This window comes from Bacillus safensis, assembly GCF_039619585.1.
GTDB classification, from domain to species: Bacteria; Bacillota; Bacilli; order Bacillales; family Bacillaceae; genus Bacillus; species Bacillus safensis.
This window is the reverse complement of sequence record NZ_CP154909.1, coordinates 2,641,094-2,665,987: the sequence shown is the minus strand read 5'-3', so window position 1 is coordinate 2,665,987 and position 24,894 is coordinate 2,641,094. Positions and strand designations below refer to the sequence as shown.

27 protein-coding genes are annotated in these 24,894 nt (G+C 42.9%); 18 read left to right on the top strand and 9 right to left on the bottom strand.

Features of this window, described 5'->3' with window-relative positions; genetic code table 11:
* Window positions 1-26 precede the first annotated feature (26 nt).
* The 7 genes from AAYR28_RS13645 to AAYR28_RS13615 all read left to right on the top strand — a co-directional run bounded on the left by AAYR28_RS13645 (window position 27) and on the right by AAYR28_RS13615 (window position 5,308).
* Window positions 27-992 (top strand): ABC transporter permease, encoded by a 966-nt coding sequence (locus AAYR28_RS13645; protein WP_024424886.1) that lies wholly within the window; start codon window positions 27-29, stop codon window positions 990-992.
* An 18-nt stretch (window positions 993-1,010) separates the two neighbouring features.
* Window positions 1,011-2,123: a glycoside hydrolase family 88/105 protein gene (locus AAYR28_RS13640; RefSeq protein WP_041107328.1), complete on the top strand. Its 1,113-nt coding sequence runs from the start codon at window positions 1,011-1,013 to the stop codon at window positions 2,121-2,123.
* Window positions 2,120-2,644: a lipoprotein YteS gene (locus AAYR28_RS13635; RefSeq protein WP_070326311.1), complete on the top strand. Its 525-nt coding sequence runs from the start codon at window positions 2,120-2,122 to the stop codon at window positions 2,642-2,644. Before AAYR28_RS13640 ends, AAYR28_RS13635 begins: the two co-directional genes overlap by 4 nt.
* 17 nt (window positions 2,645-2,661) lie before the next feature.
* Entirely contained in the window at window positions 2,662-3,951 is a 1,290-nt protein-coding gene (locus tag AAYR28_RS13630; RefSeq protein WP_061109498.1) for a Gfo/Idh/MocA family protein, read from the top strand.
* Window positions 3,952-3,975: 24 nt separating this feature from the next.
* On the top strand, window positions 3,976-4,659 hold the full coding sequence (locus AAYR28_RS13625) for a YesL family protein (protein ID WP_061109497.1): 684 nt from the start codon (window positions 3,976-3,978) through the stop codon (window positions 4,657-4,659).
* A 54-nt stretch (window positions 4,660-4,713) separates the two neighbouring features.
* On the top strand, window positions 4,714-5,025 hold the full coding sequence (locus AAYR28_RS13620) for a rhodanese-like domain-containing protein (RefSeq protein WP_061109496.1): 312 nt from the start codon (window positions 4,714-4,716) through the stop codon (window positions 5,023-5,025).
* 100 nt (window positions 5,026-5,125) lie between these two features.
* Window positions 5,126-5,308 carry a sporulation protein Cse60 gene (locus AAYR28_RS13615; RefSeq protein ID WP_024424881.1) on the top strand — a complete coding sequence of 61 codons (183 nt, stop codon included), beginning with the start codon at window positions 5,126-5,128 and terminating at the stop codon, window positions 5,306-5,308.
* 44 nt (window positions 5,309-5,352) lie between these two features.
* Here the strand turns inward: AAYR28_RS13615 and AAYR28_RS13610 are convergent, their stop codons facing one another.
* The 4 genes from AAYR28_RS13610 to AAYR28_RS13595 all read right to left on the bottom strand — a co-directional run bounded on the left by AAYR28_RS13610 (window position 5,353) and on the right by AAYR28_RS13595 (window position 9,146).
* The gene (locus AAYR28_RS13610) at window positions 5,353-5,877 is read right to left on the bottom strand and encodes a CbrC family protein (RefSeq protein ID WP_214755479.1); all 525 of its coding nucleotides are present in this window, start codon (window positions 5,875-5,877) and stop codon (window positions 5,353-5,355) included.
* Between the two features lie 130 nt (window positions 5,878-6,007).
* Entirely contained in the window at window positions 6,008-7,540 is a 1,533-nt protein-coding gene (gene opuD / locus AAYR28_RS13605; RefSeq protein WP_034279475.1) for a glycine betaine transporter OpuD, read from the bottom strand.
* A 140-nt stretch (window positions 7,541-7,680) separates the two neighbouring features.
* Complete coding sequence (locus AAYR28_RS13600) at window positions 7,681-7,878, bottom strand: hypothetical protein (protein ID WP_024424878.1); 198 nt, start codon at window positions 7,876-7,878, stop codon at window positions 7,681-7,683.
* A complete protein-coding gene (locus AAYR28_RS13595; protein ID WP_345808853.1) occupies window positions 7,875-9,146 on the bottom strand; it encodes an NAD(P)/FAD-dependent oxidoreductase in 1,272 nt (423 codons plus the stop codon). Before AAYR28_RS13595 ends, AAYR28_RS13600 begins: the two co-directional genes overlap by 4 nt.
* Window positions 9,147-9,321: 175 nt before the next feature.
* Between AAYR28_RS13595 and AAYR28_RS13590 the strand changes: the two genes are divergently transcribed.
* Together AAYR28_RS13590 and AAYR28_RS13585 are read left to right on the top strand one after the other, a co-directional pair.
* Entirely contained in the window at window positions 9,322-10,944 is a 1,623-nt protein-coding gene (locus AAYR28_RS13590) for a polysaccharide biosynthesis protein (RefSeq protein WP_345808852.1), read from the top strand.
* 16 nt (window positions 10,945-10,960) lie between these two features.
* Window positions 10,961-11,677, top strand: coding sequence for a pseudouridine synthase (locus AAYR28_RS13585; RefSeq protein WP_046312109.1), 717 nt, complete (start codon window positions 10,961-10,963; stop codon window positions 11,675-11,677).
* A 277-nt stretch (window positions 11,678-11,954) separates the two neighbouring features.
* Here the strand turns inward: AAYR28_RS13585 and AAYR28_RS13580 are convergent, their stop codons facing one another.
* Together AAYR28_RS13580 and AAYR28_RS13575 are read right to left on the bottom strand one after the other, a co-directional pair.
* A complete protein-coding gene (locus AAYR28_RS13580) occupies window positions 11,955-12,176 on the bottom strand; it encodes a DeoR family transcriptional regulator (protein ID WP_008356419.1) in 222 nt (73 codons plus the stop codon).
* A 372-nt stretch (window positions 12,177-12,548) separates the two neighbouring features.
* The gene (locus tag AAYR28_RS13575; RefSeq protein ID WP_034279487.1) at window positions 12,549-13,847 is read right to left on the bottom strand and encodes an NCS2 family permease; all 1,299 of its coding nucleotides are present in this window, start codon (window positions 13,845-13,847) and stop codon (window positions 12,549-12,551) included.
* A gap of 94 nt (window positions 13,848-13,941) precedes the next feature.
* Here AAYR28_RS13575 and pepV point away from each other — a divergent pair, with 94 nt between their 5' ends.
* Window positions 13,942-15,342: a dipeptidase PepV gene (pepV, locus tag AAYR28_RS13570; protein WP_345808851.1), complete on the top strand. Its 1,401-nt coding sequence runs from the start codon at window positions 13,942-13,944 to the stop codon at window positions 15,340-15,342.
* Window positions 15,343-15,370: 28 nt separating this feature from the next.
* Window positions 15,371-15,997: a Type 1 glutamine amidotransferase-like domain-containing protein gene (locus tag AAYR28_RS13565; protein WP_345808850.1), complete on the top strand. Its 627-nt coding sequence runs from the start codon at window positions 15,371-15,373 to the stop codon at window positions 15,995-15,997.
* A 48-nt stretch (window positions 15,998-16,045) separates the two neighbouring features.
* On the opposite strand, the gene cysK is transcribed toward AAYR28_RS13565, so the two are convergent.
* On the bottom strand, window positions 16,046-16,975 hold the full coding sequence (cysK, locus tag AAYR28_RS13560; RefSeq protein ID WP_111926281.1) for a cysteine synthase A: 930 nt from the start codon (window positions 16,973-16,975) through the stop codon (window positions 16,046-16,048).
* A 94-nt stretch (window positions 16,976-17,069) separates the two neighbouring features.
* On the opposite strand from cysK, the gene thpR reads away from it, so the two are divergent.
* The 4 genes from thpR to AAYR28_RS13540 all read left to right on the top strand — a co-directional run bounded on the left by thpR (window position 17,070) and on the right by AAYR28_RS13540 (window position 20,645).
* The gene (thpR, locus tag AAYR28_RS13555; RefSeq protein WP_268421432.1) at window positions 17,070-17,621 is read left to right on the top strand and encodes an RNA 2',3'-cyclic phosphodiesterase; all 552 of its coding nucleotides are present in this window, start codon (window positions 17,070-17,072) and stop codon (window positions 17,619-17,621) included.
* Window positions 17,622-17,646: 25 nt separating this feature from the next.
* Complete coding sequence (locus AAYR28_RS13550; RefSeq protein ID WP_345808849.1) at window positions 17,647-18,582, top strand: hypothetical protein; 936 nt, start codon at window positions 17,647-17,649, stop codon at window positions 18,580-18,582.
* 48 nt (window positions 18,583-18,630) lie between these two features.
* Entirely contained in the window at window positions 18,631-19,560 is a 930-nt protein-coding gene (locus AAYR28_RS13545) for a YegS/Rv2252/BmrU family lipid kinase (RefSeq protein WP_034279500.1), read from the top strand.
* Between the two features lie 284 nt (window positions 19,561-19,844).
* The gene (locus AAYR28_RS13540; RefSeq protein ID WP_024424868.1) at window positions 19,845-20,645 is read left to right on the top strand and encodes a phosphotransferase family protein; all 801 of its coding nucleotides are present in this window, start codon (window positions 19,845-19,847) and stop codon (window positions 20,643-20,645) included.
* On the opposite strand, the gene AAYR28_RS13535 is transcribed toward AAYR28_RS13540, so the two are convergent.
* The gene (locus AAYR28_RS13535) at window positions 20,642-20,917 is read right to left on the bottom strand and encodes a YtzH-like family protein (RefSeq protein WP_024424867.1); all 276 of its coding nucleotides are present in this window, start codon (window positions 20,915-20,917) and stop codon (window positions 20,642-20,644) included. The two genes, AAYR28_RS13540 and AAYR28_RS13535, sit on opposite strands and share 4 nt — an antisense overlap.
* A 188-nt stretch (window positions 20,918-21,105) precedes the next feature.
* Here AAYR28_RS13535 and trmB point away from each other — a divergent pair, with 188 nt between their 5' ends.
* The 3 genes from trmB to AAYR28_RS13520 all read left to right on the top strand — a co-directional run bounded on the left by trmB (window position 21,106) and on the right by AAYR28_RS13520 (window position 24,484).
* Entirely contained in the window at window positions 21,106-21,747 is a 642-nt protein-coding gene (gene trmB / locus AAYR28_RS13530) for a tRNA (guanosine(46)-N7)-methyltransferase TrmB (RefSeq protein ID WP_024424866.1), read from the top strand.
* 116 nt (window positions 21,748-21,863) lie between these two features.
* The gene (locus AAYR28_RS13525) at window positions 21,864-22,712 is read left to right on the top strand and encodes a YtnP family quorum-quenching lactonase (protein WP_340900043.1); all 849 of its coding nucleotides are present in this window, start codon (window positions 21,864-21,866) and stop codon (window positions 22,710-22,712) included.
* Between the two features lie 74 nt (window positions 22,713-22,786).
* Entirely contained in the window at window positions 22,787-24,484 is a 1,698-nt protein-coding gene (locus AAYR28_RS13520) for an NAD-dependent malic enzyme (RefSeq protein ID WP_345808848.1), read from the top strand.
* A 41-nt stretch (window positions 24,485-24,525) separates the two neighbouring features.
* On the opposite strand, the gene AAYR28_RS13515 is transcribed toward AAYR28_RS13520, so the two are convergent.
* Window positions 24,526-24,840: a PepSY domain-containing protein gene (locus AAYR28_RS13515; RefSeq protein ID WP_003217759.1), complete on the bottom strand. Its 315-nt coding sequence runs from the start codon at window positions 24,838-24,840 to the stop codon at window positions 24,526-24,528.
* Between the last annotated feature and the right edge of the window lie 54 nt (window positions 24,841-24,894).

Here is a 24,894-nt window from a genome sequence, read left to right as displayed (position 1 = left end):
CATTAGCATGAGGGGAGGCTTTATCAATGAAAACAGAGGATGTCACTGCCAAGGGTGTGCCTGCGGCAGCTTTGAAAAGTGAAAAAAGAAAGCGCTTACTTAATCAATTGCTAAGTCAAAAGTTTTTGTATTTAATGATTTTGCCGGGGCTCATTTATTTTATTGTTTTTAAATATGTGCCAATGTGGGGGCTCATCATTGCCTTTCAAGATTACCAGCCGTTTCTCGGCATTCTTGGCAGTGAGTGGGTTGGCTTCAAACACTTTATTCGATTGTTTACAGAACCAACATTTTTCATCTTATTAAAAAATACACTGATTTTATTTGCCATGAATGTCGTGATTTTCTTTCCAATTCCGATCTTATTAGCGCTTCTTTTAAACGAAGTGAGATTGGCATTGTTTAAGAAATTTGTACAGACGATGATTTATATTCCTCACTTCATGTCATGGGTGATTGTCGTGTCCTTATCTTTTGTTTTGTTAACAGTAGATGGCGGGTTAATGAATGAATTGATTGCTTTCTTTGGTGGAGAAAAGATTAACTTCCTTCTTAGTCAGGAATGGTTTAGACCGATGTATATTTTACAGGTCATCTGGCGGGAAGCAGGATGGTCAACAATCATTTACCTTGCGGCGATTACAGCGGTAGATCCGCAGCTATATGAAGCAGCAAAAATGGATGGGGCCGGGAGACTGAGACAAATGTGGCACATCACACTTCCTGCCATTAAAAGTGTCATTGTGGTTCTGCTTATTTTAAAAATCGGTGATACGCTTGAGCTTGGCTTTGAGCATGTCTATCTATTACTGAACGCAACGAACCGGGAAGTAGCGGAGATTTTTGATACGTACGTCTATACAGCAGGTCTTAAGCAAGGACAATTCAGCTATAGTACCGCTGTTGGTTTATTTAAAGCAGCTGTTGGACTTATTTTGGTCATGCTGGCAAACCGTTTAGCGAAGAAATTCGGGGAAGAAGGTATTTATTAAAAAGGGAGATGAGGAAGAATGACTTTATCGATTGAAAAGGGATCACCGCTTGAGCATGCAGAGAAATTAGCACAAACCATTATGAAGGCGTATACACCAATTGAGCTGCCGCCAGCTGGAAGGTGGCATTATCATCAAGGCGTTTTCCTTTGCGGCGTCATGAAGCTATATGAGGCAACAGGGAACGAGGCGTATTTCGATTATGTGAAAAACTATGCGGACTCCCTCATTGATGAGTACGGTAATCTGTTATTTCGCAGGGATGAGCTTGATGCCATTCAAGCAGGACTCATTTTATTCCCTCTTTACGAACGAACGAGAGAGAAGCGGTATGTGCTGGCGGCGGAGAAGCTGCGCGGACTATATCGTACGCTAAACCGCACGTCTGAGGGCGGATTTTGGCATAAAGACAATTATGCTTATCAAATGTGGCTCGATGGTCTCTACATGGGCGGTCCTTTTGCCTTAAAGTATGCTCAGCTTAAAGGTGAAGAGTCACTAGTGGATATGGTCATCCATCAAGAGCATCTCATGAGAAAGCATACGAAAGATGAACAAACAGGTCTGTATTATCACGCGTGGGATGAACGAAAAACGATGCCATGGGCTGATCAAAAGACAGGCTGTTCCCCAGAGTTTTGGGCAAGATCGTTTGGCTGGTATGTCCTTGCATTAGCAGATATGATCGAGGACTTGCCCGAGCATCATGAAAGGCGGAAGGTGTGGAAGGAAACGCTGACAGACATGCTGGAAAGTGTGGCAAAGTACCAGGATCAAAAGACAGGTCTCTGGCATCAAATCATTGATAAAGGAAATCACAGTGACAATTGGCTTGAAAGCTCGGGATCGTGTTTATTCATGTATGCCATGGCAAAGGCCATGAATGAAGGGTATGTGAGCCTCCGTTATGTTGATCATGTGGTCAGAGCATATCAAGGCTTGATTCAGCATAAGACGGCTGAGAAAGAAAATGGTGATTTTACCATCAATGATATTTGTATTGGAACATCTGCGGGATTTTATGATTACTACGTTGGAAGAGAGCGGAGCACTAATGACTTGCACGGGGCAGGCGCTTTTATTATGGCGTTAACTGAGCTAGAAAAGCTGTCTGTTTTTCAAAAGGCATGAGGAGGCAAAAAAGAGCCGCCGTATGGCTCATCAGTATCATCTCTGCCCTTTGTTTATCTGCCTGTCAGGGGAAAACAAACGGGATCGATGTTCTGATCTTTTCTGATATGTCAAAGGGGATGAAGGATCAATTAGTGGAGAAGGCTTTTCAGCCGGAACAAGAGACGTATAGCGTCCACATCTTTCCGGCGATTCCTGAAAAGCTTCTTGTTGAAATTACCTCAAAAGAGGGGGACGTGATGCTTGTTCCAGAAGAAATGTTTAGAACATATGATGATCCTGAAAGCTTTCAGCTGCTTGAAGAGATGGAAATAGGCGGTCAAGCAGCAGGACCATATACGGTCGATGACAAAAAGACAGGGAAAACGGTCGATTATGCGGTTCAAATCAATAAAGGAAAGAAAAAACTCAACGGCTATACCTTTCAATTACACCGGGATATGGTCGCTTTCATTCCCGTGTATGCTGATAAGACGGAAGAGGCGCTGTCTCTTATGAAACAGCTTCGTGAAAACCAATAGAAAATGGGGTGGGGAATGTGAAACGGGTCGTGATTTGCGGGCTGAGCCATCGTGCGTTCAATATGTTTATTAAACCGCTCACAGAGGATTTCAATGAGCATTATCGGATTACAGGACTCCTAGATATAGATCATCAGCGGTATACACTTTGTCAGGAGCGTTTTCCATCACTCCGGGGCGTTTCGTTTTTTCATGAAGATGCATTTGATCAGATGGTCAAGGAAACAAAGCCAGATATCGTCATTGTGGCAGGCAGGGATGACACACATGTCACATATATCATGCAGGCACTTGACCATGATCTAGATGTCATCACTGAAAAGCCGATGGTGACAACAGCAAAAGACGCCAAAAAAGTGATGGAAAAAGAGGCGGAAAGTAAAGGGAAGGTCACGGTCACCTTTAATTATCGCTACAATCCTTTCCATCGAAAAGTAAAAGAACTTATTTTAGACGGGAAAATTGGAAGGGTCACATCTGTTGAACTGAGCTGGCTCATTGATACGTACCATGGTGCTAGTTATTTCAAGAGGTGGAACCGCACACGTCAATTTTCTGGCGGGCTGTCCATTCATAAGTCGACGCATCATTTTGATTTGGTCAACTGGTGGATTGATCAAAAGCCGAAGCAAGTATTTGCTTACGGGGCGCTGAACTATTACGGCAGCGAAAGCCCTTGGAATCCCTTGCAGGGGGAGGAAAATAGATTTTGCGGAACATGCCATGTGAAGGATATATGTCGTTATGAAGCAAGGTGGAATCCGCGGGTTGAGCGCTCGAAGGTGGAGGACGACCATATTGAATCCGGTCAGGAGCAAACGCAGCAGTACTCAAATTATCGCCCTGATGCCTGCATTTTTGATCAGGAAATTGATATTGAGGATACATATGTGGCGTCAGTCGCTTATGACCAAGGGGCTTTGCTCAGTTATTCGATTCAATTCTCAGCCCCATATGAAGGCTATCGTCTGGCCATTAATGGGACGAAGGGGCGTATTGAAACAAATGAGTTTCATGTGCCATCAAGAATTCCTTTTCAATTCCCAGAACAAACAATTTCTTATTACCCGATGTTTGGATCAAAGGAGACGATTGAAGTCGTAAAGCAGCCAGGCGGACATGGCGGAGGAGATCCTCTGCTTTTGGCTGATTTATTTATAGGAAAAGATCCCTTGATTCACTATGACATCTTAGCAGGAGCAGAGGCTGGTGCTTATTCGATTGCTCTTGGGGAAGGCATGTGGCGCTCTGTCGCAGAAAAGCGCCCAATTGAAATCGATGAATTGTTTCATAAAGAGACGGTGTAAAGAGAAAGAGAGGAGGGGAAAGAGATGGATCATGATGGTTCAATGAGCAGAATGCTGAGGATGTGTGAGTGGGTGATGAGGCTCGCCTATACGAATTTGTTATGGCTTTTGTTCACCATCCTGGGGCTTGGCGTATTTGGCTTGATGCCTGCGACCACTGCGTTATTTTCCGTGATGAGAAAGTGGATTCAAGGGCATGAGCAGGTCAATGTATTCCGCACTTTTTGGAAGGTATTCAGGGAGGAGTTTATACGCTCTAACATCATTGGAGTGGTGCTATGCATCATTGGAACGATTATTTATGTCGACCTTGCTTATATCTATCCGGCGAGCTGGCTCTTACATGTGCTTCGCTTTGCTATATATATTTTCGGTTTTCTGTTTATTGTGAGCTTATTTTATATTTTTCCGCTGCTTGCGCATTACGATTGGAAAAAACGTCTCTATCTGAAATTCTCTCTTCTGCTTGGTATCTCATATTTGCAATATACACTCTCTATGCTTGTTTTCTCGGCTGTGCTGTTTGTTCTGTTTGCTTATTTACCGGGAATCGTGCCGTTTTTTAGTGTGAGCATAATCGCCTATGGTCATATGTGGCTGGCCTATCAAGTCTTTAAAAAGGTAGAGTTTGAAATTGAGTACGAGACAGCCGAAGTAAAGAAGCGGCTGCCGTCTTTCCTTCAATCAAAGCGGGTGAATACGCAGTGAAGTGAATCATTTGCTATAATGGTGTCACCGTAATGAAAAGGAGAGATGAGAGTCGTGTCAGTGAAAGAAATTTCAATAGAAGAATTAAAACAAAAGCTGGAGCAGGAAGACGCCATTCAGCTTATCGATGTACGTGAGGATGAAGAGGTAGCAGAAGGGATGATCCCGGAAGCCATCCACATTCGAATGGGCGATATCCCTGAGAAGCTGGATGCATTCAATCAAACGCAGGAATATTATATTATTTGCCGTTCTGGTAAACGTAGTGAAAATGTCTGCTATTACCTAGAAGATCAAGGCTACCAAGCGACAAATGTAGTTGGCGGGATGCTTGCTTGGACAGGAGAAACAAAACCGAAGCTGTAAATAGAAGGCCTTTCATCTTAACGATGAAAGGTTTTTTTGTTCATATGCCTCTTTCTATTTGCATAAAGATAGAGTAGCGAGAGAAGGGAGAGTGGCATAGGTGCTAAAGGTAGCTGTATTTGATGAAGAGCATGAGAAAGATTTGCAGAGTGAAATCAATCATTTTTTAAAAGGAATGGATGACGACCAAATCATTGACATCAAGTACAATGTAGCGGTGATCTGTGAGCAGGGAGGGGAACAGCTCTACTGTTTTTCTGCACTCATTTTATATAAAAAATAGACGGCTTCAAAAAAGGACCTGCTTGAAGGGTCCTTTTTCTTTGGTTAGCTGGCGTCAATATATAAACGATGCTTGTGGCAGTGAACACATTGAAAGAGGTAGCCTTGTAAGTCTCCTCCGTTGACGAGCCATTGCTTTAGGTTCTCTTTTGTTAATCCTTCGCCGCTGCAAATGTCTTCGATATCCTTGGCGAGTTCTTCCTCTAGATGTTCAATCTCTTTCCAGCCGACATACTGGACGATTGCGCAAAAATCTCCGCAATGACTTAACCAATATTCTTGCTGCCATCCGTGATAGCCTGGCGTTCTGAAGATCAGCTCATCTATATATTCCTCTTGATCGACATCATCACAGCTCGCATCGTCTTGAAAGGTTCCATTGTATTTTTTCGCCGCTGATCCATCTTTAATGCACCAAGGACAAATTCCCTCCACATCTTCCACAGTATAAAAAGGGCCATGGTACACATAATCTCTTTCTTTCTCACAAATAGGACATGTCGTATGCTCTTTTTTGATCACGTTTAACGAAACTGGATCTGGGTTGTACTTGAACGTAGGTAACGTCATATAAACCTCCATTATGTAGAAAGTGATGATTCATCACTATTTTAAAGGAATCCTCAAGCTCGCGACAATCTTAAATTGTATATATAGAAAAAAGCCGTTCGGATAAGGAACGGCTTTTTCTCGCTTGCGATTATGCTTTTTTTACTCTTGGACTTCTTGGTTTATTGACTTGATTGGTTTGTTTGATGATTCTTCGTTCATCATTTAGTGATTTATACAGCGAGACAATCATCAATATAATGACAACGGAGAACGGTAAGGCTGCGAGCTTGGCTGTATTTTGCAGGGCTTCAAGTCCCCCTGAAAATAAAAGCACAGCAGCAACAGCCGATTGGATAATGCCCCAGCTGACTTTGACACTGCCAGAAGGGTTCAATGATCCGTAGGTTGTCTGCATTCCAAGCACAAATGTAGCTGAATCAGCCGATGTAATAAAGAATACGGCGATTAAAATGAGTGCCAGTATCGATGTAATCATCGCCAGCGGATATTCATTCAGTACACCGAAGAGCATCGTTTCAGTTGAAAGACCTGCAACATCGACAATATTCTTTTGCTGTAAGTCCATTGCAGATACACCGAAAATCGAGAACCATAGGAATACTAGGATGGAAGGAGCGACTAAGACACCCACTAAAAATTCGCGAATTGTTCGCCCGCGTGACACTCTAGCGATAAAGATCCCGACAAATGGAGCCCAAGAAATCCACCATGCCCAATAAAAGATCGTCCATCCATTAATCCATTCTCTCTTTTCAGGATCATTGGGAGATAGACGAAAGCTCATTTGAACGATATTGGATAAGTATTGTCCAATCGAATCAGTAAAAGAATTTAAGATAAAAACAGTTGGACCTACCAAAAGTAAGAAAAACATCAGAACAGCTGCTAATACCATATTGATATTACTTAAGTATTTAATGCCTTTTCCAATCCCGCTTAAAGCAGATGCAAGGAAAAGCACTGTCACAATGATAATAATGATCAATTGTGTGCTAAAGGCAATTGGAATATGAAAAAGGTAATTCAATCCACCATTTATTTGTGCCGCGCCTAATCCTAGGCTTGTTGCAACACCAACCACAGTTGCAAATACCGCAATACAATCGATGGTTTTACCGATCCATCCGTGAATTTTATTTCCTAAAACGGGCTGCAGCGTTGCACTGATTAAGCCAGGTGCATCTTTTCTAAATTTAAAGTAAGCAATGCAAAGTGCAACAATGGCATAAATAGCCCATGCATGAAGCCCCCAGTGGAAAAATGTATAGCGAAGGGAATCGCGGAAGGCCTGAGCTGTTTCAGTCTCCCCTGTTGGTGACTGAATAGCATAGTGGCTGATCGGTTCAGCTGCTCCGTAAAAAACAAGACCAATTCCCATACCGGCACTAAATAGCATAGCAAACCAAGAAAATAAACCAAATTCAGGCTCTTCCCCCGGTTTTCCTAGCGTAATCTTACCGATTGGGCTAAAGATAAAGAATAGACAAAAGCCGACAAGCAGTGATACCACTAACAAGTAATACCAGCCAAAGTCATTTGTAATGTATGTTTGAATTTGATCTGTGACATTTTGCAATGTGTCTGGAGAAAACGCTCCCCACATCACGGCAACAAATGTGATCGCAATCACAATCCAAAATACACTTGATACGTTTTTCACACCATCTCACTCTCCTGTTGTTCTACACGTTTAAGCAGAGGACTTCGCTTAATATCCCCTAACTCAACTTATTTCAAACAAAAAGAGGCGAGCTTCTCACTCGACCTCTACTTTACCGTAACATGTTTTGCTTCCATTTATCAACTATCGATATGGGAAGACGATTTTTCCTCAATTCGTTTACGAAGACGGTAGACATATTCTTTTAAACATACGGCGAAAATGGTAAACGCCAAAACAATGGCGACTTTTAACGGGGTAATGGACAGCTTCAAGAAAACAGCAGCTGTCAAACTGATAACGACCGCAAGAACAATCGGTAATGCACGTCTGATCATTGATCTCTCTCCTTTGCTTCTAGTGCAGCATTCATGCCGGCAAGCCTGCCTGTCACAAGTGCTGATGTGATATTGTAGCCGCCTGTGTAGCCATGGATGTCTAAAATTTCTCCGCAGAAATAAAGACCGGGCATTTTTTTAGACGCCATTTTCTTCGGTTCAATTTCCTTCACAGAAACGCCGCCTCCTGTCACAAACGCTTTGTCCAAGGATAGCGTACCATTTGCATGAACAATAAAATGTTTGCAATCATGGGCAAATGCACGCAGTTTATCCTTGGCTAGACCAGAGAATGTGTCTTGTGGATCAATCCCGTTCCGTTCTAACAGAAACAATAAATAGCGTTCTTGCATCCAAGACTTGAGGACGTTTTTAATGGCTTTCTTTGATTCATCTTTTAGGTCACGATGAAGCTTTTGGAACAGCTCCTCGTCATTCAGCTTCGGATATAAGTCAATTTGAAGACGTACACTCGGCTGTTTTTTCAATTCCTTCACAACAAATCCGCTGCATCTAAGAACAGCTGGACCTGATAAACCAAAGTGAGTAAAGATCATATCCATGACGTGTGTGACGACGGGTTTCCCTTTTTTATTTAAGACACTGACAGCCACACTTCTTAAAGAAAGACCTTTAAGCACTTTTTCTTTAATAAATCGTTCATCGGATGTGACCGGTACCTCTGTTGGGAAGAGCTCTGTAATGGTATGACCGGCTGCTTCTGCCCATGCATAGCCGTCACCAGTAGAGCCGGTATGCGGCACACTTTTTCCGCCGACAGCAATGACGACAGACTTACTTGAAATTTTTTCATCATTATTTGTAACAATTCCAGCTGCTTGTCCGTCTTGATACAGAACTGTTTTAATTTTTTCGTTCGTTCGAATGGTGACATTGAGGGCTCGGAGCCTGTCTAGAAGGGCATCCACAACAGATTGTGCTTTGTTTGAGACAGGGAACATACGTCCATGGTCTTCTTCTTTTAGTTCAATGCCAAGGTTTTCAAAAAACGAAATAATATCCTCGTTGTTGAACTCAGAAAATGCACTATATAGAAAACGGCCGTTTCCGGGTATATGTTTGATGATTTCTTCTACTGGAAGGCGGTTGGTGACGTTACAGCGTCCGCCGCCAGAAATGGCCAGCTTTCTGCCAAGTTTGTTTCCTTTGTCAATTAACAAAACAGTCGCACCGTGCTCTGCTGATGCAATCGCGGCCATCAGCCCAGAAGGTCCGCCGCCAATGACAATGACATCATAATGTTTCATGTTACATTCCTCTTTCTACTTTCAGTCATTTTTCTATTATAACGAAGATTAGGGAAGGCTGAAATATGAATTGATTGGTTTTGTGACTTCCGTATTGGATTTGTTACCTGTGTGTTGAATTGATGTGGTAAAATAGTTAAGTTGAATATTCATTAGAAAAATGGTGGTTAAGCGCATGTCTAATAAACTGCTTCGTGGTACGTTGGTTTTAACGATAGGGACGTATCTCTCTCGTATTCTGGGTATGATTTATTTAATTCCATTTAGCGCAATGGTTGGAGCAACTGGTGGAGCGTTATTCCAATATGGATACAATCAATATACGATCTTTTTAAGTATTGCTACGCTTGGTTTTCCAACAGCGGTATCAAAATTTGTTTCCAAATATAATGCGATCGGCGATTATGAGACAACAAGAAAAATGTTCAGGGCGGGTATGTCGGTCATGCTTGTCACCGGGATGATCGCCTTTTCTATTTTATATTTGTCCGCACCGATTTTTGCCAAAATTCAGCTTGGCGGATCAAATGAAACAGGCGGTTTGACTGTCGATCAAGTAGTATATGTGATTCGAATGGTCAGCTTAGGTCTTTTGGTTGTACCGATCATGAGTCTTGTACGCGGGTTCTTCCAAGGACACTCCATGATGGGACCGACAGCTGTTTCCCAAGTGATTGAACAGCTTGTCAGAATCATCTTCCTATTAACGGCGACGTTTATTATTTTAAAGGTGCTTGACGGCGGGCTTGTCATTGCTGTCGGATATGCAACATTTGCCGCACTGATCGGTGCATTTGGTGGTTTATTCACGCTTTATTTATATTGGCTGAAGCGGAAAGACCGGCTCTTATCTATGCAGCCGAATACAGGCGCTCACTCTGAATTATCTTATAAGCAAATGTTTACAGAGCTGTTTAGCTATGCAGCGCCGTATGTATTTGTTGGACTTGCGATTCCAATTTATTCTTATATCGATACAAACACAATTAACAGAGCCATGATTGCATCAGGACATCAGGATATTAGCACAGCGGTATTGTCCATTGTGACGTTATATTTACCGAAGCTCGTGATGATTCCTGTGTCACTTGCAACAGCGTTTGGCTTAACCTTGATTCCGACGATAACGGAATCATTTACAGCACGTAATTACAAGCTGCTCAATAGACAAATTGATCAGACGATGCAAGTCATTTTATTTTTCGTGCTGCCTGCATCATTTGGTATCTCAGCATTGGCTGGACCGGTTTATTGGTTTTTCTATCCATCGGTTCACCCTGAGATTGGGATCTCCATTTTGTTCTGGTATGCACTTGTTGCATTATTGTTTTCTTTATTCACCATTAATGCAGCGATTCTGCAAGGGATTAACAAACAAAAATTTGCCATCGTCAGTCTTTTGTTAGGGATCATTATTAAAACGGTTCTGAACATCCCGCTGATCAGCTGGCTGCAAGGAAATGGTTCTGTACTTGCAACAGCATTAGGCTACAGTGCGTCCATCTTGTATATGTTTATCATGATTAAACGCCATGCCGGCTATTCGTTCCGTAGAATTTTCAAACGTTTTATTCTCATTGGTATTTTAACGGCGATCATGGCTGTCGTGGCATATGTGACAAGTCAACTTGTGAGCCAAGTGATTTCTTATGAAGGCGGAATTGTACAAGCGGGTATCGTCATTTTGATTTCCATGATCACTGGCGGCGGTGTGTATATGTTCTTGTCTTATAAGGTGGGATTACTAGAGCGTGTACTGGGCAGCCGTATGCCGAAATTTTTAAGAAAAAAGAGTTAAGAAGAGGTAGATATTCATGAGGCTTGATAAATTACTTGCTAACAGCGGCTTTGGTTCAAGAAAAGATGTGAAAAAGCTTGTCAAGGCCCGGGCGGTCACAGTGAATGGAGAAGTGGCAAAGCAGGTGAAAGATCATGTTGATCCATCAAATGATGAAGTGCTCGTACACGGAGAGCGTGTAGAATATAAAGAATTCATTTACTTAATGATGAACAAGCCAGACGGGGTGATCTCAGCAACTGAAGATCTGCGGGATGAAACGGTTGTCGATTTACTTGAGCCGGAGGATATCGCAAGGGAGCCATTCCCTGTGGGGAGACTGGATAAGGATACGGTCGGTCTCCTTCTCCTCACAAATGATGGACAGCTTGCTCATCAATTACTTTCTCCAAAAAAGCATGTGCCAAAAACGTATGAGGTTCATTTGAAATATCCTTTAGGAGATCAAGACATTAAGCGTCTTGAAGAGGGCGTTGTCATCTTAGATGATTATCACACGAAGCCGGCGAAGGTGGAAGTAGATGCGAATGAAGACGAAGATACACGCATCCGTCTAACGATTACTGAAGGGAAGTACCATCAAGTGAAGCTGATGGCGCAAGCGGTGGGAAATGAAGTGATCTTTTTAAAAAGGCTCTCGATGGGGGCTGTCTCTTTAGATGAAGATCTAGCACCTGGAGAGTACCGTGAATTGACGGATGAAGAATTAGACAGCTTAATGAATCGTGAATAACGTAAGAACAAAAGAAAAGAACCGGCATATCGCCGGTTCTTCAGCGTGTAGACAAACCCTCGCATTCTTTGTCAGTCCTGCGCGCTGGTGCTCACGAATGTTAAATTCGCTCCGCGCCAGTGCTCGTTCTTCCTAGACTTCAAAGGTTTTCTATCACGCTGTAAAGAAGACAAAGGGCTAAAATAAAAATCATTTTAGCCCTTCGTCAACAATTTGTAAAAGAAAAGAACCGGCATATCGCCGGTTCTTTTTGTTATATGGACAATTCATTATACGCTTAAGATGATATTTTTACTTTTTTTCTCGTTGTTTCCCATTTGCCTCTGCTTGGACTATGAACAAGATCGTTATAGGCAAGCACGTTTAAGTCTCTTTGAATGGTTCTAGGTGTGATCCCGAATTCATCAACCAGCTCTTGTGTCGTCACAAGACCTTTCTCTTGAATGAACATATAGACTGATTTGATTCGAGTCATCATACGGTTTGTTGAAGGTTTCAAAAAACCACTCCCTATCAATAAGATCGGATGGACTTGACTAACCACAACTTACTACACTAAAACTGCGAAATAAGGACATGCAACAATGGTAAATGTTCGTGTTTGTTAATGTTTTATTCTATTATACACGTTATTATGCATCTAGTTCCACCAAAAAGTCAACTTTACGTGTTTTTAAACTTGTCTTCATGAAATGAAATATGGTATATATCATGATTTGAATCCGGTTACAACCCAATAATGATAAGGGATGCGATTGGAGCTGACATTTTCAAATGTCCGAAAAATAAACACAGAAAATTTACAAAATAAAAAATTCAGTGAAAAGCAAAAAGACACATTCCATGTGAGGATGTGCCTTTTTTGTTTCTGTTATCCTTCTAAGAAAAAGAGCTGAATGAAAAATAAGACCGCAAAGATGAGAACAAGCACATGTACTTCTCTCCATTTCCCTTTCGCCAATTTCACAAGCGGATATGAAATAAATCCAAGTGAAATCCCTGTAGAAATACTAGAAGTCAGCGGCATCGAAAGAATGACAAGAAAAGCAGGGAATGCTTCGTCTAGTTCGTTCCAGCGAATGCGTGACACTGAGTTCATCATCAAACAGCCAACAATGATTAAAACAGGTGATGTGATGGATGGTAAAGAAGAAATCGCTTGAACGAGCGGGCCAAAAAATAATGCCACAATAAACAGTGCAGCGACCGTTAGAGACGTCAGCCCAGTTCTTCCGCCAGCAGCAACACCTGATGATGATTCAATATAAGCAGTGGTTGGGCTTGTACCAAACATAGAACCAACCGTCGTTGCAGCCGAGTCAGCGAGCAGGGCTCTGCGCACTTTTGGCAGCTGGCCATTTTTCATTAATCCGGCTTGTTCTGCAACGCCGATCATCGTGCCTGTTGTATCAAAAATCGTCACCAGTAAGAAGGAGAAGACGACGGCATACAAATGATGAGAGAACACGTCACCAAAGGCAGAGATTGGATTTGTAATCAGCATGCCTTCAGGCAGTGCAGGGATGTCCATCAGTGTTTTAGGGAAATGAAGCTGGCCAGTTGCGAGCGCAATCAATGTGGTCGCTAACATACCGATAAACAGTGCACCATTTATTTGCAGAACCATTAAAATAACCGAAATCATTAAGCCGACAAGCGTTAAAATGACAACAGGCGAGCTTAAATTGCCAAGCTTCACAAGGTTTTCTGGATCAGCAGCGATGATCCCAGACTGACGGAGGCCGATGAATGCAATGAAAAGCCCAATTCCTGCTGTAATGCCGTACTTTAAATTGTCTGGAATGGCTTGAATCAGTTGTTTTCTAAGGGATGTTAACGATAAAATAATAAAGAGTATACCAGCAACAAATACCGCACTAAACGCTGTTTGATAGCTGATGCCGCCACCGCCGACAACGGTAAAGGTGAAATAGACATTCAGTCCCATGCCTGGTGCAATGGCAATCGGATAGTTTGCAAATAGTGCCATCCAGAGCGTACCGACAACAGCAGCGATGATTGTTGCAGTAAAGACTTGGTCAAAAGGAATACCTGCTTTTGAAAGAATTCCCGGGTTGACGGCAACAATATAGACCATAGTAAAGAATGTCGTCATACCAGCGATTATTTCTTTCTTTATGTTGGTTTGATTTTCTTTTAACTGAAACATAAAATCCTCCATTTACGAACATTATTACAAAACAATTAATATAATATTCGTTTTAAGGGTGGATTGCAACCTTTTTTCAAGGAGGAATGGAAAAATGAATTGGGAAGCTGAAGTAATACGAAAAAAAGACGATTTGATCAAGGACACACAATCTTTTTTACAAATTGAAAGTGTCCTTGATGAAGAAGGCGGCAAAGAAGGAAAGCCATTTGGTGAAAAAGTCGATGATGCCCTGCAGTATATGCTGAAAAAAGGGGAAAACGAAGGTTTCACAGTCAAGAATGTCGACGGCTATGCGGGTCATATTGAATATGGGGAAGGCGATGACATTGTAGGTGTGCTGTGCCATGTGGACGTGGTGCCTGCTGGTGACGGCTGGACAACCCCGCCATTTTCAGCTGACATCAGAGAAAATAAAATCTTTGCACGCGGGGCTATTGATGACAAAGGCCCAACCATGGCGGCATTTTATGCGCTGAAGATCTTAAAAGATTCTGGTCTGCAGCTGTCGAAAAAAATCCGCATGATCATTGGAACAGATGAAGAAAGTGATTGGCGCTGTGTGGATCATTATTTCAAGCATGAGCCAATGCCGCAAATTGGATTTGCACCAGATGCCGATTTTCCGATTATTCATGCGGAAAAAGGGATCATTGATGCGGTTGTGTCATTTACATATCAACAAACAGCGAATCATCAGCGCTATACGCTGAAGCAATTTACATCGGGTATGAGGCTCAATATGGTACCGGATGAGGCAGCTGCTACTGTGACTGCTGCACAGGAACACGATGCTGAATCATTAAAAACAGCCTTCGAAGCCTATCTTGCTGATCATCAATTATCTGGCGAGGTAAAAAGCGCAGCAGATGGACTGCATTTTACATTAAAAGGGGTGTCCGTACATGCCATGGAGCCGGCGCATGGGACAAATGCGGGCATTCATATGGCGAATTTCTTATGCGGACACGAATTAGATGAGCAGGGACTTGCCTTTACTTCCCAAATCAACGCTTTATTTGATCAGGATACAAGAGGACAAAAGCTGGGAATTGCTTGCAAAGATGAGATTAGTGGAGATTTGACGTTGAATGTTGGGACAATCCGCTATAAACAGAATGAGCAAGCAAAGCTAGGGATAAATGTCCGCTATCCAGTAACAGCAGACGGCAAGGACGTCAAAAAAGGAATTGAAAGCATCAAAGGGGCGGCTCTTCTAAAATTCGAAGACAGTCCTCCGCATCACGTCTCAAAAGATCATCCGCTTGTGAAAACCTTGCAGCGGGTATATGAGGAACAAACAGGAGATCCTGCAAACCTTATTGCCATTGGGGGAGGAACGTATGCGAGATCTTTAGAAGCAGGCGTTGCCTTCGGACCTTTATTTCCTGGCAGACCAGACTGCGCCCATCAAAAGGATGAATATATTGAAATTGATGACTTACTGAGAGCAGCAGCTCTTTACGCACAAGCTATGTATGAATTAGCAAAATAGAAATGGAAAAGAGAAGAGGGGATTCATAGTGAAAAAAATGTTCTTATGCTCTTCATTCAAAGACAGCTATTCTCTCTTATCTGACTTTGCGGGTGAATCATTAAAAGGAAAGCACGTGACTTTCTTTCCAACGGCAAGTGCTGTAGAAGAAGTCACGCACTATGTAGAGGCAGCGAAGGAAGCCTTTCAGCAATTAGGGATGCAGCTTGAGACTGTGCAGATAGATGAACAGTCCGCTGAAGAGATCTCGCAGATGATCAAACAAAATGATGTGATCTACGTGTCAGGAGGCAACACGTTTTATTTATTGCAGGAGTTAAGAAAGCATCGTCTCGATGACGTGTTGAAAGAAGAAATCAACAACGGCAAGCTGTACATCGGAGAGTCTGCTGGGAGTATTATCATGGCACCAAGCATTGAATATATCTCTCTGATGGATGATCAAAAGAAGGCACCGGAGCTTTCATCATATCAAGCTTTCAATGAAATAAGCCGCTATCCAGTACCGCATATGCACAATACCTATTTAGGCGAGGCTGCGCAGCAAATCACAGAGAAGCATCAGCAGACGCTTGATTTATGTCCGCTTACTGATGAACAGGCTTTACTTATCAGAGGGGAACAGGCTGAAGTGAAATCTGTCAAAACATCTTAACCGTGAAATGAAGAAAAAGGAATAGGGATTCATCGCCCTGTTCCTTTTTTAATCTTGAAAAACATCACTTGATAAGTATCGTTCGCCCGTATCTGCTGTCATACAGATCACAATTTGATCTGCCGGCAATTGCTTGGCTGTTTCAATGGCTGCATAGCAAGCCGCCCCAGAGGATGGGCCTACTAAAATTCCTTCAAGCTGAGCGAGCTGCCGTGTGATGTGGTACGCATCTTCGTCACTTACCTGAACGATGTCATCATAGACGTGCTCGTTTAAAATATGGGGGATAAATCCTGGGCTTGTACCAACGAGTTTATGCTTCCCAGGTTTCCCGCCAGATAAGACAGGGGAGCCCTTAGGCTCTGCCACACGGATGGTTAAATGAGGGAATGCCTTTTTTAATTCCTCTCCAGTTCCTGTAATAGTACCGCCAGTTCCAGCTGTTGCGACAAAGGCTCCAAGAGGCTGTCCAAGTTGTTTCACAGCTTCCATGATTTCGACTGCTGTTGTTCCTCTATGTGCATCTGGATTCGCTCTGTTGTCAAATTGCATGGGAATAAAGCTGTGAGGAATTTGAGCTGCCAGTTCCTCAGCCTTGCGGATGCAGCCCGGCATTTTTTCTTCTCCTGGGGTTAAGACGACCTGCGCCCCGTATGCCTTCAAAATATTGATTCTTTCCTTTGTCATCGTATCAGGCATGACAAGGATGGCTTTGTAGCCTCTTGCGGCGGCATTCATGGCTAAACCAATCCCTGTATTCCCGCTCGTAGGCTCAATAATGGTTGCTCCTTTTGTGAGCTTCCCTTGTTTTTCTGCTTCAATGATCATATTGTAAGCCGCGCGGTCTTTTACACTTCCGCTCGGATTAAATGATTCCAGCTTTAAGTAAACAGCCGCCGCATGTTCTGGCTGGAGCCGCTGTAATTTGACAAGCGGTGTATCGCCAATCAGCTCAGCTATATTTTGTGCTACTTTCATCAGATGACACCCTTTCTTCTCATTCCGCATTTCTTTAGTTATACTATCATCAATGGGGATTCGTAAAGTTTGTTAAAAAAGGACAGGTGATATTGTGTCAGAAAACCGTCATTATTTTATAGGGATTCACATCCCTGAACAACTTGCGCATCAAATCAAACAAGACATTGATCAAAGGAGCGGATTGTTCTTTCAAAAATGGACAGCACCACATGATTATCATGTGACCCTTATCTTTTTAGGCGCCATTCCAGAAGAGCGTTTAAAAAAGATCATCCAGCTGCTTGACATCCTTTCAAATGAAGCGTCTGCATTTCCACTAGAGCTGAATGAGGTAGGGCAGTTTGGTGCGAAAGAACGCCCAAGAGTCTTTTTTGCAAAGCCTCATGAAAGTGAGCCGCTCATGCATTTAAGAGAAAAGGTAAAGGAAGCCGTTTTGTCAGCAGGACACCCTGTTGAAAAGAGACCGTTTCATCCGCATATGACGATTGCGCGCAAATGGAATGCGGATGACCCTTATGAAAAGCAAGCACCTTTACGCAAAGAGCCATATGTGATGGAGGTTTCTCGTATCACTTTATTTGAAATACGTCCGAAGGAAACCCCTCGTTATCACGCAATCAAACAATTTACACTACATAAATGATTCTAGAAGTTGGAGTGAGCAGCAGATGGCGCAAATTATCAAAATTCAAGATTATATATCACGATATGAACAAGACCCGCATCACTACATCAATCAATTCAATCGGTTGAAAAAACAAAGATGGGACGAGTTAAAAAAGGCTTCAAGAGAGGAGGCGCAGCAACCGTTTGATCAAATTCCTCAACAAGCGCCAGAACAAGAGGAAGAAAAGAGAAAGAAATTCTCCTTAAAGAGAAAGCAAAAAGAAGCCGATATGAAAAAGGAACGGGACCTGAGTCTTTTTAACGAGCCGACAGATATAGAGCAAGGGGTTTTCAGAAACGTTCCTACCGATGAAACGAAGCTGATTCACTTTTTTAAGGATCATCTCTTTGAAGTGCAATTAAAATGGGCGAGTTCGACGATTTCACATATTTCAACCGTTTCCCATCATATTCGGTATGATGAAAAGCTGCGGATGCTTGCAAGGCAGCTTCCGGATTCTTATTTTGTGATGTACAAACCGGTGCTTCTTATTCAAAAAGCTGAGATGGAATTATGTCCGATACTCATCACGCCGCTCGAAGTGATCTGTTTATCCTTCTTAGAAGCCGAGCCAGACAGCGTCTATATCGGAACGAAGGAACGTTTTTGGGAAAAACGGGCGACTGGGAAAGCTGTTCAGTCCGTCTTGAATCCTTGTGCAAGCCTTTTGCGATCTGGCACCGTCGTGTCAAAGATCTTACAGCAAAGTGATGTAGACCTTCCTGTGAAAAAAATCCTCATCAGCCGAACCTCTTATATTGATTTACCTGAAGTTCCATATGGGATGGAGGTTATCGATAAGAAGAAGGCAGAAGAGTGGTTTGAAAAGCAGCGGAAAAATACGGCGCCGACAAAGCATCAGCAATTTAAGGCGACAAAGGCATTGCTTGCTTATGGTGAATCAGACAGCAAAAGAAGACAGGAATGGCTCGATTAAAGGCATGATGGAAGGTCACGAAAAATGAGACCTGAGTGGAGCTAATATATGAATGAATGGTACTTTATCGTTAATCCAGAAGCAGGACATGGAAAAGGACTCCGCACATGGAGGAGCATAGAGAAAGAATTACAAAAGGTGGAGGTCTCTTATCGATCATTTCTCACCCAGCATGAAGGCCATGCAGAAGTTTTGGCAAGACAAATCAGTGCCATGCAGGATGACAGGCTGAAGCGCTTGATTGTTATTGGCGGTGACGGCACCATTCATGAAGTACTGAATGGCTTAAAGGAAATCGATCATGTGCAGCTTAGTTTTGTCCCTGCTGGTCATTGGAATGATGCTGCGAAGGGTCTCGGTATCCATCGTCATGATGTCCTAAAAGAAGTGAGAAAGCAAAAGAGAATGCTCACCAAAACATTTTCTCTCGGCTCCTTTCAAGATCATGCCGAAAGTCCGCAATCTGTTCTCTTTCTCAATCATATCGGTGCGGGGTTTGACGCACATGTACTGAGGAAAACGGTGCATTTTAGAGGGAAAAAGTGGCTGAAACGGCTGGGGCTTGGCTTTATCATCTACCCTCTGTCATTTCTCCATTCTTTATGGTCGTTTAAGCCGTTTGATCTTGCGTTATTTATTGAAAATGAGAAGAAAGTTTTTCGCCAAGTGTGGTTTGTGATCGTCTGCAATCACCCGTATTATGGGGGAGGGCTGGAAGCGGCACCGGAAGTGAGTGCGAGGCAGCCAGGTTTTCAAACGTTGGTTGTCACAGATTTGAATCCATTCAAAGTCCTCTTGTTTCTAAGCGCGATGGTGTTCCGAAAGCACCTTGGGATGAAGGGGGTTACCCTGTTTCAGCATGAGGAAGCGTTTTTAGAAGCAGATGAAAAAATCTTATTTCACGCAGATGGAGAAGTGATCGGCGCAACGCCTGTCTTTGTAAAGGCAAGTGAACGATCCTTAAAATTACGTGCTTAAATAACTTGCGGTATATCCTTAGTCAAAGAACCATGAAAAAAGCCTTCTTTTTCGTAAGGTTCTTGTCCTGATTTTTTAGTTTTGCTTGACGAGTATAAGAAGGTAACGATAAAATCTATAGGACGGCTATTGTTTAGCATCTCATTCTCAATAGCTGTCCTTTTTGTTTTTATGATCATATAAATAAAAAAAGAAACAGCCAATTGATCCTCAATCGGCTGAATTTTGTCGACTAAAAAAGCAAGATTTAAAATATTTTAAGAAATGATGGGTTGAAAATTGATATGAACTGGTTGGGACAAATATTAGGTAGCGAATGGCACATCTCTCCGGCTGGAGGCGCTACGGGAGATGCGTACTTCGCAACACACAATGACCAAAAGCTATTTTTAAAACGCAATACGTCACCGTTTCTTGCGGTTTTGTCAGCTGAAGGCATTGTGCCGAAGCTTGTCTGGACAAAACGGATGGAAAATGGAGATGTGATTACTGCACAGCACTGGCTGAGCGGCAGAGAGCTGAAGCCAAAGGACATGAATGATCGTCCTGTAGCAGAGCAGCTAAGAAAAATTCATACATCAAAAGAATTGCTCGATATGCTGAAACGATTAGAGAAGCACTCTCTAGACCCAGAATCCATTCTGATGCATCTGAAACAGTCCATATTAAACGAGCAAATTGATTCACAAGACATTTCGCGTGCCATCCAGTATTTAGAGAAGCATGTGGAGGCTGTCCATTTTGAGGACAAGGTCGTCTGTCATTGCGATCTCAATCATAATAATTGGCTGCTGACAGATGAAAACCAGCTCTATTTGATCGATTGGGATGGGGCGATGATTGCAGACCCAGCGATTGATCTTGGACCGCTTTTATACCATTATGTTGAGGAAGAGAACTGGGAAAGCTGGCTCTCTATGTACGGCGCCCCGCTGACGGACAATTTGCGAAAGCGCATGGCGTGGTACGTGCTCGCTGAAACCGTATCGTTTGTCGTTTGGCATAAACGAAAAGGGAATGAAAAGGCGCAAAAAGAAGTGCAAGCGGAGCTAAATGCACTCTTAAAACGGTTAAACATCCATTAAGACAGTGGAATGTTCTCGACCCACTCAGACAGATGTGATTGATGCTCCTCAATATGTGCATCAATTGAACTGACAGAGGTGCCCTTTTGGCTGTAATCATAAATATCTGTTAACAGCTGACGAATGTCGGCATCCAGATCTTCTTTTGCCAGCATTAATTGAATCACGCGTCCCACCTGTTCATATTCTGCAACAGTCCCGCAGCAATCCAGCTGGTGATCGGTTAAAATATCTTTGATTAATTGAAGCTGATGTTGACGGTTTAAACCCATACAAATGCTCCTTTCCTGCGTGTCATTTATGAGGTTAAACTGTGCATTCAGCGTCCAATTTATACATGCGGCAGACCAGCTCAAGCGAAGGGCTGGTCTTTTTATATGGACATAGAAGATGCTGTCTTGCGGGTCTTTATGTTTCATGGTATCTTGATAAAATGTAAAGAAAATAGAGGTGTATCAAATTGAGAATGCGACATAAACCATGGGCGGATGATTACTTAGCTGAGAATGCTCATATTGCTTTAGCAAGTCCCGAGCAATATAAAGGGAAATGGCATGAGCTGTTTGGAAATGATCATCCAATCCATATCGAAGTTGGGACAGGAAAAGGGAGCTTTATTGCTGGAATGGGCAAGCTTCATCCTGATATCAACTATATTGGCATTGAATTATTTAAAAGTGTTATTGTGACGGCAGTAGATAAAATCAAAGAGACAGATGTTGAAAATGTAAAGCTTTTGAACATCAATGCTGAGACGCTGACAGATGTGTTTGCGGAAAATGAGATTGACCGGGTGTATTTGAATTTCTCTGATCCGTGGCCAAAAGCAAGACACGAAAAGCGCAGATTGACGTTTAAAACCTTTTTAGAGCGATATGAACATATACTCCGTCCAGGCGGTGAGTTACATTTCAAAACAGATAACCGCGGGTTATTTGAATATTCCTTAAAAAGTTTTTCTGCATATGGCCTTCTTTTAACGTATGTCAGCCTAGATTTACATGAGGACGGCTTAGAAGGAAACGTGATGACTGAATATGAAGAGAAATTCTCGTCTATGGGACAACCCATCTATCGATCAGAAGTCAAATTCCCAGAATAACAAGTGATATCAAGCTGGCTGCAAAGAAAAATGGCAGTCAGCTTTTTTTATGAAAAGATTGGTGCATGCGATTTTTGGCTGTATTTGCTACGATAGAAAAAGGAGGGATGACAGCAATGGAGACAATGAAAATAGGTGAAATGGAACTGTTTTGGTTAAACGGGGGAGATACGCACATGGACGGCGGAGCGATGTTTGGTGTCGTGCCAAAGCCATTATGGTCAAAAAAATACCCGGTAAATGACCGCAATCAAATTGAATTACGATGTGATCCAATTCTCATTCGGTGGAAGGGTCTTCACCTGTTAGTGGATTCCGGCATCGGATCAGGGAAGCTGACAGATAAACAAAAACGCAATTACGGCGTGACAGAGGAAACCAAATTGGAAGAATCTCTAGCGGCGCTTGGCCTGCGCCCAGCAGATATTGATTACGTATTGATGACACATCTGCACTTTGATCATGCCAGCGGATTAACAAAACGTGAAGGCGATAAGCTCGTGTCTGTTTTTCAGCAGGCAAAAATCATCACATCGAAAATCGAATGGGATGAAATGAGAGCGCCAAACATTCGCTCAAGAAATACATATTGGAAAGAAAACTGGGAGCCTGTGGCAGACCAAGTGGTCACATTTGAAGAAAGCATCGAAGTGACAGAAGGAATCGAGCTACATCATACAGGCGGCCATAGCAATGGTCATAGCATTTTAACGCTCACAAGTGAGGGCGAAACAGCGATTCATTTAGCTGATATCATGCCAACACATGCTCATAAAAATCCACTTTGGGTTTTGGCATATGATGATTACCCAATGACCTCGATTCCAGCCAAGCAAAAGTGGCAGACATTTGCAGAAGAAAAAAATGCGTGGTACTTGTTTTATCATGATGCCATTTATCGTGCTGTAAAATGGGACGAAGACGGGCAGATCACACACGAAATCAAAAGAGAAACAGGAAGATAAAAGATCATCTGTATGTTTTTTTCACCTTTCACACAAAATAACGACAAAATGAACTTGTGAAAGGAAGAGTGCAGGTGAACCAATTTTATCGTGTACATGGTGATGTGATCGAAACACCATTAAGAGGAATGGAAGTCATGTCAGTCCCTTATTTAAACAAAGGGGTTGCATTTACAAAGGAAGAGCGGGAGGAGCTCGGGTTAAAGGGATTTCTTCCGCCTAAGGTCTTAACCTTAGAGGATCAGGCAAAGCGTGCATATGAACAGTTCAAGGCACAGCCTGATGAACTGGGGAAAAATGTGTATTTAACAGCGCTTCATGACAGAAATGAAGTGCTTTTTTACAAACTGCTAAATGAGCACTTGGCGGAAATGCTTCCGATTGTCTACACGCCGACTGTAGGAACGGCTATTCAGCGTTATAGCCATGAATATCGAAAGCCAAGAGGGCTGTATTTATCGATTGATGATCTGGAAGGCATGGAAGAGATTTTTGCCTCTTATGGTGTCGATGAATCAATCGACTTAATCGTTGCAACGGATGCAGAAGGCATTTTAGGCATTGGAGACTGGGGCGTTGGCGGGATTGCCATTTCAGTTGGAAAACTTGCTGTTTATACAGCTGCAGCAGGCATTGATCCCAGCCGCGTGCTGGCAGTAGTGCTTGATGCCGGAACGAACCAAGAAAGTCTCTTGAATGATCCGCTTTATGTTGGAAACCAGCACTCCCGCGTTCGAGGAGAGCGCTATGATCAGTTCATTGATCAATATGTCGAGCTTGCCCGCGCTACTTTCCCAAATGCACTCCTTCACTGGGAAGACTTTGGGACAAAGAATGCCCGTGCGATATTGGAAAAATATAAGGACCGTATTTGTACATTTAACGATGACATTCAAGGGACTGGCGCCGTTTCACTTGCTGCAGTTCTGGCATGTGCAAAAGCTTCGAAGGTTCCGCTGAAAGATCACCGTATTGTCATTTTTGGAGCGGGTACGGCAGGTATTGGCATAGCCGAGCAAATCCGTGATGCCATTGTCAGAGATGGAGTCAATGAAGAGGAGTCCTACGATCATTTCTGGTGTATTGATAAAACGGGGCTGCTCACAGATGATTCACCTGACATTCAGCCATTTCAAAAGCCGTATGCAAGGCGCTCTGACGAAGTAAAGAATTATGCCCGTAATGGTCCAAAGCATTCGATTGATCTATTAGAGGTCGTCAAGCAGGCGAAACCAACAATCTTAATTGGCACTTCGACGGTCGGAGGAGCATTTACAGAGGAAATTGTAAAAGAAATGGCGTCACACGTGGAGCGTCCTGCGATTTTACCGATGTCGAATCCGACACCTCTTTCAGAAGCAAAGCCGCAAGATCTGATCGAGTGGACTGAAGGACGTGCCCTTGTGACAACGGGAAGTCCATTTGATCCTGTCGAATATGGCGGTGTCACATATGAAATTGGACAAGCGAATAATGCCCTTGTCTTCCCAGGCCTTGGTCTAGGCACAATTGTGTCAAAAGCACGCCTCATGACAGACAGTATGTTTGTTGCGAGTGCTGAAGCCATTGCAAGCATGGTCAATGTTGGGAAGCCGGGTGCAGCGATGCTGCCAAGTGTCGATCAGCTTCGAACCGTTTCAGCGACAGTAGCCGTCCGTGTGGCGCAGGCAGCAATTGATGAAGGAATTGCAGAAGAAACGCCTGATGATCTCATTCAGGCTGTGCAGGACGCTATGTGGCATCCTGTTTACAAAAAAATCAAAGCCATATAAAAAAAGCTTCGCAAGGACATGTCTTTGCGAAGCTTTCTTGATCAAGCAACAGAATCAATTACATCCACGATCATGCCAGTTTTGGCATCAATCATCACTTCATACTGTTCAAGCTCACCAAAGGCAGAGCGGGTAATGCCAGATTTGTATACATCAATCGTTTCGCCATTTACGGTATACGGTTCTGGTACAGTATAAATCCAAGAGCCATCAATCGGGCCGCGCTGTTTAAAAGCAGATTTCACAATTTTTAATGCTTTTTCAGATGAGATATACGTAGGGAAAAATACTTTCTTTGCAACAATTGCAGCGGCTACGCCAATACTCGCACCAATCAGAACATGTTTTAACTTCAACGTGCTGCACCTCCGTATTGCTGTTTTTTCCATTATACAAAACTTGTCCAACGA